13 protein-coding genes are annotated in these 13,219 nt (G+C 67.5%); 3 read left to right on the forward strand and 10 right to left on the reverse strand.

Annotated features, from left to right (window positions below; translation table 11 throughout):
- Positions 1 to 39 precede the first annotated feature (39 nt).
- The 5 genes from ACSQ9I_RS20975 to ACSQ9I_RS20995 all read right to left on the reverse strand — a co-directional run bounded on the left by ACSQ9I_RS20975 (position 40) and on the right by ACSQ9I_RS20995 (position 4,312).
- A complete protein-coding gene (locus tag ACSQ9I_RS20975) occupies positions 40 to 801 on the reverse strand; it encodes an amino acid ABC transporter ATP-binding protein (protein ID WP_436314326.1) in 762 nt (253 codons plus the stop codon).
- Positions 776 to 1,477, reverse strand: coding sequence for an amino acid ABC transporter permease (locus tag ACSQ9I_RS20980; protein ID WP_436314327.1), 702 nt, complete (start codon positions 1,475 to 1,477; stop codon positions 776 to 778). Before ACSQ9I_RS20980 ends, ACSQ9I_RS20975 begins: the two co-directional genes overlap by 26 nt.
- Entirely contained in the window at positions 1,477 to 2,157 is a 681-nt protein-coding gene (locus ACSQ9I_RS20985; protein ID WP_212733618.1) for an amino acid ABC transporter permease, read from the reverse strand. Before ACSQ9I_RS20985 ends, ACSQ9I_RS20980 begins: the two co-directional genes overlap by 1 nt.
- Positions 2,154 to 2,933 carry a FadR/GntR family transcriptional regulator gene (locus tag ACSQ9I_RS20990; RefSeq protein ID WP_436314328.1) on the reverse strand — a complete coding sequence of 260 codons (780 nt, stop codon included), beginning with the start codon at positions 2,931 to 2,933 and terminating at the stop codon, positions 2,154 to 2,156. The genes ACSQ9I_RS20985 and ACSQ9I_RS20990 overlap by 4 nt, the downstream gene beginning before the upstream one ends.
- 68 nt (positions 2,934 to 3,001) lie before the next feature.
- Positions 3,002 to 4,312, reverse strand: a complete 1,311-nt coding sequence (locus ACSQ9I_RS20995; protein ID WP_436314329.1) for a D-amino acid dehydrogenase — start codon at positions 4,310 to 4,312, stop codon at positions 3,002 to 3,004.
- A gap of 99 nt (positions 4,313 to 4,411) precedes the next feature.
- On the opposite strand from ACSQ9I_RS20995, the gene ACSQ9I_RS21000 reads away from it, so the two are divergent.
- The gene (locus ACSQ9I_RS21000) at positions 4,412 to 4,879 is read left to right on the forward strand and encodes a winged helix-turn-helix transcriptional regulator (RefSeq protein ID WP_093103004.1); all 468 of its coding nucleotides are present in this window, start codon (positions 4,412 to 4,414) and stop codon (positions 4,877 to 4,879) included.
- Between the two features lie 13 nt (positions 4,880 to 4,892).
- Here the strand turns inward: ACSQ9I_RS21000 and ACSQ9I_RS21005 are convergent, their stop codons facing one another.
- The 5 genes from ACSQ9I_RS21005 to ACSQ9I_RS21025 form a co-directional block, all read right to left on the reverse strand.
- The gene (locus tag ACSQ9I_RS21005; RefSeq protein ID WP_436314330.1) at positions 4,893 to 7,355 is read right to left on the reverse strand and encodes a hypothetical protein; all 2,463 of its coding nucleotides are present in this window, start codon (positions 7,353 to 7,355) and stop codon (positions 4,893 to 4,895) included.
- Positions 7,356 to 7,787: 432 nt separating this feature from the next.
- The gene (locus ACSQ9I_RS21010) at positions 7,788 to 8,579 is read right to left on the reverse strand and encodes a molybdate ABC transporter substrate-binding protein (RefSeq protein ID WP_436314331.1); all 792 of its coding nucleotides are present in this window, start codon (positions 8,577 to 8,579) and stop codon (positions 7,788 to 7,790) included.
- A gap of 13 nt (positions 8,580 to 8,592) precedes the next feature.
- Positions 8,593 to 9,417 carry an extracellular solute-binding protein gene (locus tag ACSQ9I_RS21015; RefSeq protein ID WP_436314332.1) on the reverse strand — a complete coding sequence of 275 codons (825 nt, stop codon included), beginning with the start codon at positions 9,415 to 9,417 and terminating at the stop codon, positions 8,593 to 8,595.
- Positions 9,414 to 10,106: an ABC transporter ATP-binding protein gene (locus ACSQ9I_RS21020; RefSeq protein WP_093102995.1), complete on the reverse strand. Its 693-nt coding sequence runs from the start codon at positions 10,104 to 10,106 to the stop codon at positions 9,414 to 9,416. The genes ACSQ9I_RS21015 and ACSQ9I_RS21020 overlap by 4 nt, the downstream gene beginning before the upstream one ends.
- The gene (locus ACSQ9I_RS21025; RefSeq protein ID WP_436314333.1) at positions 10,103 to 10,852 is read right to left on the reverse strand and encodes an ABC transporter permease; all 750 of its coding nucleotides are present in this window, start codon (positions 10,850 to 10,852) and stop codon (positions 10,103 to 10,105) included. Before ACSQ9I_RS21025 ends, ACSQ9I_RS21020 begins: the two co-directional genes overlap by 4 nt.
- A gap of 127 nt (positions 10,853 to 10,979) precedes the next feature.
- On the opposite strand from ACSQ9I_RS21025, the gene ACSQ9I_RS21030 reads away from it, so the two are divergent.
- Positions 10,980 to 12,074, forward strand: a complete 1,095-nt coding sequence (locus ACSQ9I_RS21030; protein WP_093102992.1) for a substrate-binding domain-containing protein — start codon at positions 10,980 to 10,982, stop codon at positions 12,072 to 12,074.
- Positions 12,075 to 12,285: 211 nt separating this feature from the next.
- Positions 12,286 to 13,200, forward strand: coding sequence for a dihydrodipicolinate synthase family protein (locus tag ACSQ9I_RS21035; RefSeq protein WP_436314334.1), 915 nt, complete (start codon positions 12,286 to 12,288; stop codon positions 13,198 to 13,200).
- Positions 13,201 to 13,219: the final 19 nt, after the last annotated feature.

Genomic DNA, 13,219 nt, shown 5'->3' on the forward strand with positions numbered 1-13,219 from the left:
GACGGTGTTGTCTCCATGTTTTCGAAAGAAGGCCAGCCTTCAGAGCTCGCTGGCCACGAACTGCCGAAGCTCGGCGGTTTGCGGGGATGACAGGATCTCGGGGCCGCCGCGCTCCCAGACCCTGCCGCGGTGCATGAACAGCACCTGATCTGCGACCTTGCGCGCGAACGCCATCTCGTGGGTGACCATGACCATGGTCATGCCGCCGGCCGCGAGGTCCTCGATGACGTGCAGCACCTCGCCGGTGAGCTCCGGATCGAGCGCCGAGGTCACCTCGTCGAACAGCATCACCTTCGGCTGCATCGCCAGCGAGCGCGCGATGGCAACCCGCTGCTGCTGGCCGCCCGAGAGCTGCTCGGGATAACAGGACGCCTTCTCCGCAAGGCCGACCTTGGCCAGCACCTCGTGTGCGAGCGCGCGCGCAGCCTGCTTGGCCACGCCCTTGGCCGAGCGCGGCGCGAGCATGATGTTCTGCTCGATGGTCAGGTGCGGAAAGAGGTTGTAGCTCTGGAAGACGATGCCGACATCGAGCCGCAGCGCCTTGAGGTCGACGCCGGCCGCGTCGACGCGATGGCCGCAGACCACGATCTCGCCGCTGTCGATGCGTTCCAGGCGATCGATGCAGCGCAGTGCGGTGCTCTTGCCGGAGCCGCTGCGGCCGATGATCGCCGTGACCTCGCCGCGGCCGACTTCGAAGCCGACGCCTTCGAGCACTTTCAGCGCGCCGAAACTCTTGTGCACGTCGTGCAGGCGCACGACCGGCGCCGCGGCGCGCTCAGGATTGGGCGAGGACTGGGTCATGGGTGAAGACGGCTTTCGCCGCAGTGGGGGACGCGACGGCCCTGCGCTCGAGCCGGCGGCTCCAGACCGAGAGCGGATAGCACAACGCGAAGTAGATCGCGGCGATGAAGAGATAGACGATGAAGGGCTCGAAGATCGAGTTGTTGATGATCTGCCCCGAGCGCGCGAGTTCGACGAAGCCGACCACCGACGCCAGCGAGGTGTTCTTGACGATCTGCACCATGAAGCCGACCGTGGGCGGCGTGGCCAGCCGCACGGCCTGCGGCAGCACGACCTTGAACATGCGCTGCGTGCGGCCGAGCGCCAGGCATTCGGCGGCCTCCCATTGCGCGCGCGGCACCGCCTGGATGGCGCCGCGCCAGATCTCGCCGAGATAGGCCGACACGTAGATCGTCAGCGACACGCCGGCCGCGGCAAGCGCGGAAACCTTGATGCCCAGGGTCGGTAGCCCGAAGAAGGCCAGGAACATGATGACCAGGAGCGGCGAGCCCTGCACCAGCTGGACCCACAGCCCCATCGCCGCGCGCACCCAGCGATGGGGCGAGACCCGCGCCAGCGCGACGATGAACGCGCACAGCCCGCCGCCGACGAAGGCGATGAGCGAGAGGATCGCGGTCCACCCGGCGCCCTGCAGCAGGAACAGCAGGTGGTTGGCGTTGAACGCGGTGCCGGTCATCACAGCGCGGTGCCCAGTCTGCGGCGGCGCGGGAACAGCAGCGCGCCCAGACCCCAGAAGCCGAGGCGCATCAGCAGCGACAGCAGGATGTAGGCGGCGCCGACGAGGATGAAGGTCTCGAAGGGCCGGTAGGTGTCCGACTGCACGTGGTTGGCGATCGCGGTGAGCTCTTCGGCCGAGATCTGCGAGCAGATCGACGAGGCCAGCATCAGCAGCACGAACTGGCTGGTCAGCGCCGGGTACACGCGTTCCATCGCGGGCAGCAGCACGACGTGCCAGTACACCTGCAGCCGCGAAAGCCCGAGGCATTCGGCAGCCTCGATCTGGCTGCGGTTCACCGAATCGAAACCGGCGCGCATGATTTCCGTCGCATAGGCGCCGGCATTGACCGCGAGCGCGATCACCGCGACGGTGAACGCCGACAGCGACAGCCCGAGGCTCGACAGGCCGAAGTAGACGAGAAAGATCTGGACCAGGAGCGGCGTGTTGCGGATCAGTTCCACATACGCGCCGCAGGCACGCGCCAGCAGCCGGTGGCTGCTTCGCCTGCCGGCCGCGCACAGCGTGCCGATCGCGAAGCCCGAGAGCGTGGCGACCAATGCCAGGCGCACGGTCAGCCACGCGCCCTCGACGAACAGCGGCCAGCGTTCGAGCACGACTCCGAAGTCGAAATCGATCACGCCACCTCCTCGCGCATCGGCGGCCGGCCGCGCGCGGCAGGCCCGGTGGCGGCCTTGCGCCGGTATTCGTCACCGATGCTGAAGTGCTTGCGCAGCACCTGGTCGGCTCGGTCTTCGTCGCGCGCGACCAGCGCCTGAAAGATGCGCGCATGGTCTTCGACCAGGTACTGCTTGACCGCCGGATCGCCGCCGACCACGTCGCGGCGCTCATGGTGCGAGCGCATCAGGAGCGTCGACATCGCGGCATACAGCTGCATCAAGGTCTCGGAGCGGCTCGCCCGCACCAATGCGGTGTGGAACTCGTAGTCGGCGCGGCTGCCCTCTTCGGAGTCGTCGACTGTCGCCTCGATCCGGTCGACCGCCGCGGCGATGCGCTCCAGGTCGGATGTCGACGCGTGCCGGCAGGCCAGGCGCACGGCCTGCACCTCGATCGCGATGCGCGCCTGCATCACGTCGTCCACGATGTCGGCCTGCTGCGCCATCGAGAACGCGAAGAAGTCGCCGAGCACCGACACGTCGGGCTTGCGGACGATGGTGCCCACGCGCTCGCGGATCTCGACCACGCCCATCATCGACAGCGCGCGCAGCGCCTCGCGCACGATGGGCCGGCTCACGCCCAGCTGCAGCGCGAGTTCGCGTTCGGGCACCAGCCGATCTCCCGAACGGATGCTGCCCTCGAGCAGCCTGTCGCGCAGGAAGGCGAACACCTTGGAGAAGCCGGTGCCTTCGGCTTCTTGCGTCCGCGTGATCGAGGGTGGCTGGATCTTTCTTGTCATGCCGTGGTTTTACCAGAGGCAAAACCACGGCGCATCCAGGCTATCCCTCTACGGAAAAACCCGAAGGCTCAGGCCGAGGCGCCGCTCGGCAACGCGCCGACAGGACCACGCGGCGCGGGCGAAAGGTAGCGGTCCATCGCCAGGCCGTCGGTGCGGATGTCGGGCCGCCGCCCCATCACCTGGTCGGCCACCAGCTTGCCCGAGCCGCAGGCCATGGTCCAACCCAGCGTGCCGTGGCCGGTGTTGAGGAACAGGTTGGCATACGGCGTGGCACCGACGATCGGCGTGCTGTCGGGCGTCATCGGCCTGAGGCCGGTCCAGAAAGTGGCGCGCGGCAGGTCGCCGCAGGGGAACAGGTCGGTGATCACGCGCTCCAGCGTCTCGCGCCGGCGCGGATTCAGGCGCAGGTCGAAGCCGCCGAGCTCGGCCATGCCGCCGACGCGGATGCGGTCGTCGAAGCGCGTGACCGCGACCTTGTAGGTTTCGTCGAGCACGGTGGACTGCGGCGCCGCGGCCGGGTCGACGAGCGGTACGGTCATCGAATAGCCCTTGACCGGGTAGACCGGGATGTCCAGGCCCAGCTTGGCTGCGAAGTCGCGCGAATAGCTGCCGAAGGCGAGCACGTAGCGATCGGCCGTGAGCACTTCGCGCGCCGGCCCGCCCAGGCGCACGCCGGTGATTCGGCCGCCTTCGGCGGCGAGCCCTTCGACGTCTTGTTCGAAACGGAAATCCACGCCCAGCCCGCGCGCGACGTCGGCCAGGGCGCGCGTGAACAAGTGGCAGTCACCGGTCTCGTCGTTCGGCAAACGCAGGCCGCCGGCCAGCAGGTCGCCCGTGCGCGCCAGCGCCGGCTCGACCGTCGCCAGCTGGCTGCGATCGAGCAACTGGTAGGGAACGCCGCACTCCTGCAGCACGGCCACGTCGCGTTGCACGGCGTCGAGCTGGGCCTGCGTGCGGAACAGCTGCAGCGTGCCCTGGGTGCGATGTTCGTAGCGGATGCCGGTTTCGACACGCAGCTCGCGCAGACAGTCGCGGCTGTATTCGGCCACGCGCATCATGCGTTCCTTGTTGATCGCATAGCGCTCGGGCGAGCAGTTCTTCAGCATGGCCGCCATCCAGCGCAGCTGGAACAGGCTGCCGTCGGGCCGGATCGAGAGCGGCGCGTGCTTCTGGAACATCCACTTCAGGGCCTTGAAGGGAATGCCCGGCGCGGCCCAGGGCGTGGAATAACCGGGCGACACCTGGCCGGCGTTGGCGAAGCTGGTTTCTTCCGCGGGGCCGCTCTGCCGATCGACGAGCGTCACTTCCGCGCCAGCACGGGCCAGGTAGTAGGCGGTTGTGACACCGATGACACCGCCGCCCAGAACGATCACTTTCATGGCAAGACACCTTCGCTGCGAGAGAAGAGTCAAGCGTATTCATTCATCTGCCATAAACTCCACTGAAATATCGACACATTCCAGTGCTTTTTGCTGCCCATGACCGAACTCGACCGCACCGACCGCAAGATCCTCGACATCCTGCAGCGCCAGGGCCGCATCTCCATGACCGAACTGGCCGAGCAGATCGGCCTCTCGACCTCGCCCTGCTCCGAGCGCGTGCGGCGCATGGAACGCGAAGGCGTGATCACCGGCTACCACGCGCGCATCGATCCGCAGGCGATCGGCAAGACGCTCCTGGTGTTCGTGGAAATCACGCTGTCCTCCAAGTCGGCCGACGTCTTCGACAAGGTGAGGAAGGAGCTGCTGCACGTGCCCGAGGTGATGGAATGCCACCTCGTGTCGGGTGGCTTCGACTACCTGGTGAAGGCGCGCCTGCGCGCCATGAGCGACTACCGCCGCCTGCTGGGCGACCTGCTGAAGAAGCTGCCGGTGCCGGCCGAGTCGAACAGCTATGTGGTGATGGAAGAGGTCAAGGAAAGCCTGTACCTGCCGCTGGATCGCTGAGGCTTCGGGCGGATCAGGGCACGTTGGCTGTCCTGAGATGAAACGGCCGGCCCTCCATCGTGAAGCTGCCGCCGAACTCCATGTTCATGCCGCCGGTGCCCTGCACCGGACAGCCGCCCGGCGGCTGGCAGGCCCAGGAGCCGCCGCGGTTCGCGAAGATCACCGAGCCGTAGCGGTAGTTCGACACCGCCTTGCCGGTGTAGTCCGCAATGCTCAAGACCATGTTGTCGCTTGCGAAGTTGTCGGCATCCTCGACCGCGATCGGGTCGACGATGCGCGAGTCCTGCAGGGTGCGAACCACACTGCCGCTGTTGCCGTCGCCTGCGAACCTCACCCACTGGATCTTGCGATCGCCGCGCGAAGCCACCAGCACCTGCTCATTCAAGGGCTCGAAGGTCCTGTTCTCCGGGTCGATCTTCGAGATCGCCAGCGAGGTCGGGTTCTTCCCGATCGCGACACGGCCCTTCTCGACGACGTCCGTGACCGTGGTGCCGGTGGGCACGTTGCCGAGGCCATAGATGCGCAGCGAACCCTCTTCCGTGGCGATCCAGGCGCGGTGAGTCGGCCCGAAGATGGTGGTCTTCACCGCGGTCGGCTTGCTGTCCAGCGCCACCGTCGTGATCACCGTCGGCGTCTGCTGCGGCTTGTACGCGAAGGTGTACGGCCACTGGTTATCGGCCTGACCCAGGTTGGTGAACTCCGTCGGACCGGTACCGAAGTAGACGCTGTTGACGTAGCTGAACAGCGGCTTCAGGTCGATGAAGGCGACCTTCTTCTCCGACTTGGAGATGACCACCGCCACACCTGCCTTGGCATACCTATTGGCGTTCGTGCCGGAACCCGAGAACGTCGCACGCTTGGACGGGTCGGTCAACGGCGAGTAGGTCTGGCCCATGAACTCGCCGTACTTTTCCGGCAGTGCCGTCTGGAACTGGTCGAAGCCCGTGGTGACGGCGATCTCGGTCGGTGCGTTCATGCCCGGCAGGTCGATGTAGCCCAGCACCTTCATGAAGGCGATGTTGCCCATGTTCGGCAGGCCGGGGTACACGCCCATCCACTCGTGCCACCAGTCGTACCAGGCGTCGTAGCTGCCGTTCTGGGCCGAGTTGTACGGGTTGCAGTTGTTGCACAGCCCCGCCAGCGAGATCACCGCCACCTGGCCCTTCAGCGCCGTCGTGTCCCACACCGTCACCAGCGCGTATTCGCTGGTGTTGGTGATGGCCATGCCGGTCGGCACCTTGTTGGCGGGCAGTTTCACCGAGCCCCGGTTGTTCGCCGTGTTGCTGCCCGCGGTGCCGATCAGGCCGTTCTGGAAAGCCACCAGCGAGGTGGCGCAGAAGCCTACGCGGCCGCCGCAACGCGCCACCGCCACCGGCTCGCCGGTCGTGAGGCCGGCGGTCTTGTAGGTGCTGACGTTGTAGTTGGTGCGACCGGCGCTGCCGTCCCACGCGGCCGCTTCCTGCCAGGGCAGCTGCGGCGCTTGCGCGAAGGTGTTGTGGTCGATGGCGGAGATCTGCAGATCACCCACCCCCATGCGCAGCGTCGTGTTGTCGGCGACAAAACCGACGTGGGCCTGGTTGGTCATGTAGAGGCCGGGATCTTCGAGAAGAGGTCCCCCCAGTTGCCAGGTGCCTCCGTGGTAACTCATGGTCTGGTCCGCACGCTTGAACAGCGTCGGGATGCCGGTGTTGTTCACGGACGGCGCATTGCCGTAGCGGTAGGCGATGCCCTCCGCCGTGGCCAACTTGAGCGCCAGGGCGCGGTAGCTATCGGCCACCACTCGGCCGGCGCTGTCGACGACATCGCCGGAGACGACTGCGGGTGCGGGTGCGGGTGCGGGTGCGGGTGCGGGCGCCGGGGCCGGCGCTGGAGCCGGGGCGGGTGCCGGAGCCGGAGCCGGCGCGGGAGCGGGAGCGGGAGCGGGAGCGGTGCCGGGTGCTGCGCCGAGGGAATAGCAAGCCTTCACGACAAAGGGCGAAGGGTCTTTGCCGAAGAATTCGTTCGTGCACTGGCCGGTGCCGCTGACTGTCTTTTGAACCCACGATGAACCGGACCCGTACTGCACAAGGGTGGCAGCAGCGACGGTGAACGACGAGCCCTCGCCCGCGAGCAGCGTGCCTGCTGCAGGCGCGGTGGGCGCGGGTGCAGGCGCAGGCGCAGGCGCAGGCGCAGGCGCGGGCGCGGGCGCGGGGCCTTGGATGTAACACGCCTTCGCCACATAGGGCAGCGGATCGCCAAAGGTCGCATTGCTGCACTCGACCGAACCCGAGAGCAATCTCTTCCTCCAGGTCGAGTTGGCCCCGTACTGCACGGTCGTCGTCGAAGCCAGTGTGAATCGCTGATTCTCGACGGCCACCTTGGTCCAGCTCGAATCAAGCGCCTTCTCGACCGGTGCCGCTTCTTTTTCGACGGCAGGGTCGGTTGGCGCAGCAGAGGTGGACGGTGCTGCAGTCGTATCCGATGCGATCCCTTGCATCACCGGAAATCCACCACCCCCTCCTCCTCCCCCTCCACACGCTGCGAGCGCGGCTGCTGCAGTAACAAGCAAAAGCGCGCTTTTTCCAGTGGATTTCATCCAATACCCTCCAAAAAGGATCGAGTCCGGGGTGCAGGAGCGGTCTGACACGCGTTCCAACAATGCTTGCATTTTGTTTCGTTTGTGCCCTTTTATCGCCGTTTGCGTTACGTATGTTTCATTCGGTAACCTGTTAAGCGCAAATACTTACATCAGGACTCCTGATCTGGTCTGGCGTTCAGGGATTTCTGGAAACCCGGCCGATGGACAAAAAGCCAGGCCCCGGCGCATTGCTGCACGTCATGGGTCGCGCATGAGCTGCTGCACGTGCCCGAGGTGATGGAATGCCACCTGGTGTCGGGCGGCTTCGCCTCGCTCGACCGGTTGTCGATATCAGGGCGCGAGGAAGCCGGCCTTGCGCAATGCGCCCTGCCCGGCGCCATGGACCAGGTCGTCCGCAAAAGCCTGCGCCGCTGGGGCCGCGCCGCTGCGTACGGCCAGCCCGTATTCCGCGCTCACGTTGATGGCCGCAGGCACCTCGACAAGTTGAAGCCCCGGCGCCTCGGCGATGGCCACCACCGCGTTGGTGCAATAGGTCAGGAACACATCGGCCTGCCCGCTCGCGACCAGCATGCCGTAGACATTGCGTCCCGGCGGCGGTGCGGGCGAGTTCGAGCCACCGGTCAGTTGCAGCGCCTTGGTGGCCAGCGCACGCGCCGAACCTGCAGGCGCCGCGCCCGTGCGCTCGACACGCTCGAACAGTTCGAAGGCATAGTCACCCGAGGGATCTGCCTTGGGCGTCGAGGTACCGAGCTTGATCGCCGGGTCGAGCATCGTCTTGACCAGCGTGTCGCGCGTCACCGCGAGCCCGGGCCGCGCGAGCGCGCACAGCGCATTGCGAGCGAAGGCACGGGTCGGCCCCCATGCGCCGTCGGCGCCGAGAGATTGCGGATGCGCCATGTTGGCCGAGGCGAACACGTCGGCCTTTTCTCCGGCCGCGATGCGGTCGCGCAGAAGGCCCGAGGCACCGAAAGTCAGCGCGATTCGCGCGCCCGGGTTCGCCTGTTCGAAAGCTTGCGCCGCTTGCGTGATCGGCGCACGCAGGCTGCCTGCCGCATGGACCGCGAGCGTCTGCTGCTGCTGTGCAGCGGCCGCGCCGGCGACCAGACCCGAGGCGAGAGCCACCGCGCGCCAGCCCCTACTGGCCCGCATTGGGAAAGAACAGCTGCTCGCCGCCGATCTTGTAGCTGGCGATGGTCGACTGCCCGGCCGGCGAGATCACCCAGTCGACAAACTTCTGCGCGCCGGCGCTGTTGAGTTGCGGAAACTTCGCCGGGCTCACGACCATCACGCCGTACTGGTTGAAGAGGCGTTTGTCGCCTTCCACCAGCACCGCCAGGTCGGCGCGGTTCTTGAAGCTCAGCCAGGTGCCGCGGTCGGCCAGCACGTAGGCATTGCTCGAGGCCGCGATGTTGAGCGCCGGGCCCATCCCGCAGCCGCATTCCCTGTAGCCCGCGCCCTTCTTGTCGTTGGGCACTTGCTGGCCTGCGTCGGCGCCAGCCTGCGTCCACAGTCGGCGCTCGGCGGCATCGGTGCCGCTCTTGTCGCCGCGCGAGACGAAGGCCGCATTGCTGGTCGCGACCTTCTTGAGCGCGGCGGCGATGTCCTTGCCTTTCACCGCGGCCGGGTCGTTCTTCGGCCCGACCAGCACGAAGTCGTTGTACATGACCGGGAAGCGCCTGGCCGCAAAGCCCTCGGCAACGAACTTCTCCTCGGCCGCCGTGTCGTGCACGAAGAGCACGTCGGCATCGCCGCGCCTGGCCATGTCGATCGCCTGGCCCGTGCCGACCGCGACCACCTTGATGTCGATGTTGCTGGCCTGCTTGAAGGCCGGCAGCAGGTGCGAGAACAGGCCCGACTGCTCGGTCGAGGTGGTGGACGCCATGGTGATGGTCTCGGCATTCGCCGAGAAGGCGCCGGCCGAGAGGACGAGCGCGAGCGCAAGAAACTTGATTGACTTCATACCAACTCTCCTTTGACGAACAGACGGGCCTCTTCCGGCAACGGCCCATTGAAGAAATCGTGTACCGGCAGGTCGGCCAGCACGCGGCCGTGCTCCAGATAGATCACGCGGCTCGCGAGCCGCTTGACCTGGCCGAGGTTGTGGCTTGCGAACACCAGCGTGCGGCCGTGCGCCGCATCGGCGATCAGGGCTTCGACCTCGCGCTTGGCCGTGGGATCCAGGCTCGCCGTCGGTTCGTCGAGCAGCAGCACGGCCGGCTTCAACGCCCAGGCGCGCGCCAGCGCCATGCGCTGCTGCTGGCCGCCCGACAACGTGCGGGCGTTGCGGCCGGCCAGCGCGGCAAGGCCGACGCGCCCGAGCGCCGCCGTGGCCTCGCGCTGCGCGCTGCGCCATGGCGCGCCATGCAGCCAGAGCGCGAGCGCGACGTTGTTGCGCACGCTCATGCGCAGCATGTGCGGCCGCTGGAACAGCATGGCCTGCGCACGCAGCGGCACCTTGCCGACGAAGGCGCCGGACGCATGCGGCACCAGCCCGTGCAGCACGCGCAGCAGCGTGCTCTTGCCGCTGCCGTTGGCGCCGATCAGCGCGACGCGCTCGCCGGCATGGATGGACAGCGTGGCGCGGACCAGCGCCGGCACACGGCCGTAATGCACGTCGATCTCGTGCAGGCTGAAGAGCGCTTCGCTCACGACAGCACCTCCACCCGCCGCGCCGCTGCTGCATCGGCCGCGCCGCCGTCGACGCGCTCGCGCCAGCCGCGCACGGCCGAGATCGCGAGGTTGAGCAGCAGCACCACGCCCAGCAGCACCAGCCCGAGCGCAAGCGCGAGCGGCAGGTCGCCCTTGCTGGTCTCGAGCGCGATCGCGGTGGTCATCACGCGCGTGAAGCCGTCGATGTTGCCGCCGACGATCATCACGGCGCCGACCTCGGACACCGCGCGGCCGAAGGCAGCGATCAGCACCGTGATCAACGCATAGCGCTCGTCCCACACCAGGAGCAGCGCGCGCACCAGCCCGCCGGCGCCGAGCGAGCGCAGCTGCTCGCCATGTGCGCGATCGGCGTCCTCGACGGTCTGGCGCGTGAGGGCCGTGACCACCGGCAGCACCAGCAGCGCCTGCGCCAGCACCATGGCCTTGAAGGTGAACAGCCAGCCCAGGAAGCCCAGCGGCCCCGAGCGCGAGAGCAGCAGGTAGATCACCAGCCCTACCACCACCGAGGGCAGCGCCAGCAGCGTGTTGAGCAGCGTGAGCAGCAGGCCGCGGCCGGGGAAGCGCGCCACCGCGAGCCAGGCCCCCAGAAGCAGGCCGAAGCCGCAGGCCAGCACGCAGGCGGTGCCGCTGACGGCCAGCGAGCGCCCGACGATGGCGAGCAGCACCGGATCGGCCGAGACGACGAGCTGCCAGGCCGCGGCGGCGCTGTCGGTAAAGGTGTTCATGCAGGTGGTGGATTCGGGAGCCGGGCAGTATCGGCAAATGCAGGGAGCCGACTTATGCAATCGCATGCATAGGTCAGGGTCGGCCTCTGCATAATCCTTCGCGGCATCCCGCCCTCCTCTTTTCTCCGTGCAACAGATCGAACTCTCCTATGCCATCGCACCGCGCCGCAACGGCCGGACGCTGATCCGCAATCCGCTCATGGAGCTGCTGCACGCGGTGCGCGAGCACGGCTCCATCTCGGCCGCGTCACGGGTGCTGGGCCTGTCGTACCGCCATGTGTGGGGCGAGCTCAAGCGCTGGGAGCAGACGCTGGGCCATCCGCTCGTGACCGGCGCGCAGGGCCGCTCGGCGCAGCTCTCCGAGTTCGGCGACAAGCTCCTGTGGGCCGAGCGCCAGGCGCAGGCCCGGCTCGCACCGCAGATCGAGGCGCTGCATGCCGATCTCGAACGCGCCTTCGCGCTCGCCTTCGACGACAGCATCCACGTGCTGAGCCTGCATGCGAGCCATGACGATGCGCTGGTGCTGCTGCGCGCGCACGCGGCCGAGAGCGCGCACCTGCAGCTCGACATTCGCTTCACCGGCAGCGTGGACGCGATCAGCGCGCTCAATGAGGGGCGTTGCGTGATGGCGGGCTTCCACACACTGGAGCGGCCGCCGCGCGGCTCGCTGGCGCAGCGCACCTACAAGCCGCTGCTCAAGCCCGGGCTGCACAAGATCATCGGCTTCGCGCGGCGCACGCAGGGCCTGATCGTCGCGCCGGGCAATCCGCTGGGCCTGCGCAGCCTGGCCGATGTCGCGAGCCGGCGCGCACGCTACGTGAACCGCGCGCTCGGCACCGGCACGCGCGTGCTGCTCGACGAGCTGCTCGAAGCGCAGAAGCTCGACGCCGATGCGCTCGAAGGCTATGCGCACTGCGAGCCTTCGCATGCGGCCGTCGCCCACGCGGTGGCGGCCGGCCAGGCCGACGCCGGGCTCGGGATCGAATCGGTCGCGCGCAGCGCGGGCCTGGGCTTCGTGCCGCTGGTCCACGAGCGCTATCACCTGGCCTGCCTCAAGTCGGCGCTCGACCAGCCCGCGATCCTGGCCCTGCTCACGCTGCTGCGCGGCGCAGCGTGGCAGCACCGCCTCGGCACGCTCGCCGGCTACGAGAGCGCCGGCAGCGGCGAGGTGCAGTCGCTGAACGCCCTGCTGCCGTGGTGGAGCTTCAAGCGGCCGAAGTGACGCTGCTTCCCTGACGGACCAAACAAGTGCGCGCCGCGCACTTCAACGATGCGCCTTGCATCGCCATGCCGCGCCGCGGCCCCCGTACCCGCCATTTCCATCAAAACACCCTGGCATGCAACCTGCTAAATACCCTGACAAGATATTTCTAATATCTCACTAATATATTTAAAAGACACTTCCAACCCTATCCATCCCCAGGAGCAAGCACGTGAGCAACCCCCGCTGGCAAGGCATCTTCCCCGCCATCACCACCAAATTCCACGCCGACGAGCGCATCGATGCCGAAGGCACCGCGAAGCACATCGACTTCCAGATCAGGAACGGCATTCACGGCCTCGTCACTTGCGGCTCGCTCGGCGAGGCCAGCACGCTGACGCTGGAGGAAAAGCTGGAGGTCGCCAGGATCGCGCTGGAAGCCAGCGACGGCCGCGTGCCGGTGCTGGCCAATGTCTCGGAGACCAGCACGCGCGAAGCGCTGCGCTACATCGACGGCGCCAACAAGCTCGGCGTCGCCGGCTACATGGTGATGCCCTCCGTGATCTACGTGGCCGACGCGCGGGAGGCGATGCTCAACGTGCGCACCATGGCCGAAGCCGCGCAGAAGCCGGTGATGGTCTACAACAACCCGGTCGCCTACCGCGTCGACCTGAAGCCCGAACACATGGTCGAGCTGGCCGATTGCGAATGGATCGTCGCCATCAAGGAGAGCACCGACAACATCCGCCGCATCACCGACCTGCGCAACACCTTGGGCGACCGCTACCAGCTCTTCCTGGGCGTGGACGACCTGGCCTACGAAGGCCTGGCGCTGGGTTGCGACGGCCTGCTCGCCGGCGTCGGCTGCGCCTTTCCGCGCGAGACCGTGGCGCTCTACGACCTGATGAAGGCCGGCCAGTTCGCCGAAGCGCTCAAGCTCTATCAGTGGATGACGCCGATGCTCCATCTCGACGTGTCGACCAAGCTGGTGCAGAACCTGAAGCTCATCGACCTGCTGGTCGGCGTCGGCACCGAGCACATGCGCCGCCCGCGCCTGCCGCTCGTCGGCGAGGAACGCGCAGCGATCGAAGCCATCGTCGGCAAGGCGCTCGCGACCCGCCCGGCGCAGTACCGGTCGGTCGCCTGATCCGGGCCGCAGCACCGCC

It is taken from the genome of Variovorax sp. LjRoot84, assembly GCF_964254305.1.
Taxonomy (GTDB): Bacteria; Pseudomonadota; Gammaproteobacteria; order Burkholderiales; family Burkholderiaceae_C; genus Variovorax.

What these genes read in the sequence shown, in the direction of transcription:
- ACSQ9I_RS21000 (WP_093103004.1), top strand. Translation starts at nt 4,412, where the DNA reads ATGACCGAACTCGACCGCACCGACCGCAAGATCCTCGACATCCTGCAG.
- ACSQ9I_RS21025 (WP_436314333.1), bottom strand. Translation starts at nt 10,852, where the DNA reads ATGAACACCTTTACCGACAGCGCCGCCGCGGCCTGGCAGCTCGTCGTC.
- ACSQ9I_RS20990 (WP_436314328.1), bottom strand. Translation starts at nt 2,933, where the DNA reads ATGACAAGAAAGATCCAGCCACCCTCGATCACGCGGACGCAAGAAGCC.
- ACSQ9I_RS20980 (WP_436314327.1), bottom strand. Translation starts at nt 1,477, where the DNA reads ATGACCGGCACCGCGTTCAACGCCAACCACCTGCTGTTCCTGCTGCAG.
- ACSQ9I_RS21015 (WP_436314332.1), bottom strand. Translation starts at nt 9,417, where the DNA reads ATGAAGTCAATCAAGTTTCTTGCGCTCGCGCTCGTCCTCTCGGCCGGC.
- ACSQ9I_RS20995 (WP_436314329.1), bottom strand. Translation starts at nt 4,312, where the DNA reads ATGAAAGTGATCGTTCTGGGCGGCGGTGTCATCGGTGTCACAACCGCC.
- ACSQ9I_RS21005 (WP_436314330.1), bottom strand. Translation starts at nt 7,355, where the DNA reads ATGCAAGGGATCGCATCGGATACGACTGCAGCACCGTCCACCTCTGCT.
- ACSQ9I_RS20975 (WP_436314326.1), bottom strand. Translation starts at nt 801, where the DNA reads ATGACCCAGTCCTCGCCCAATCCTGAGCGCGCCGCGGCGCCGGTCGTG.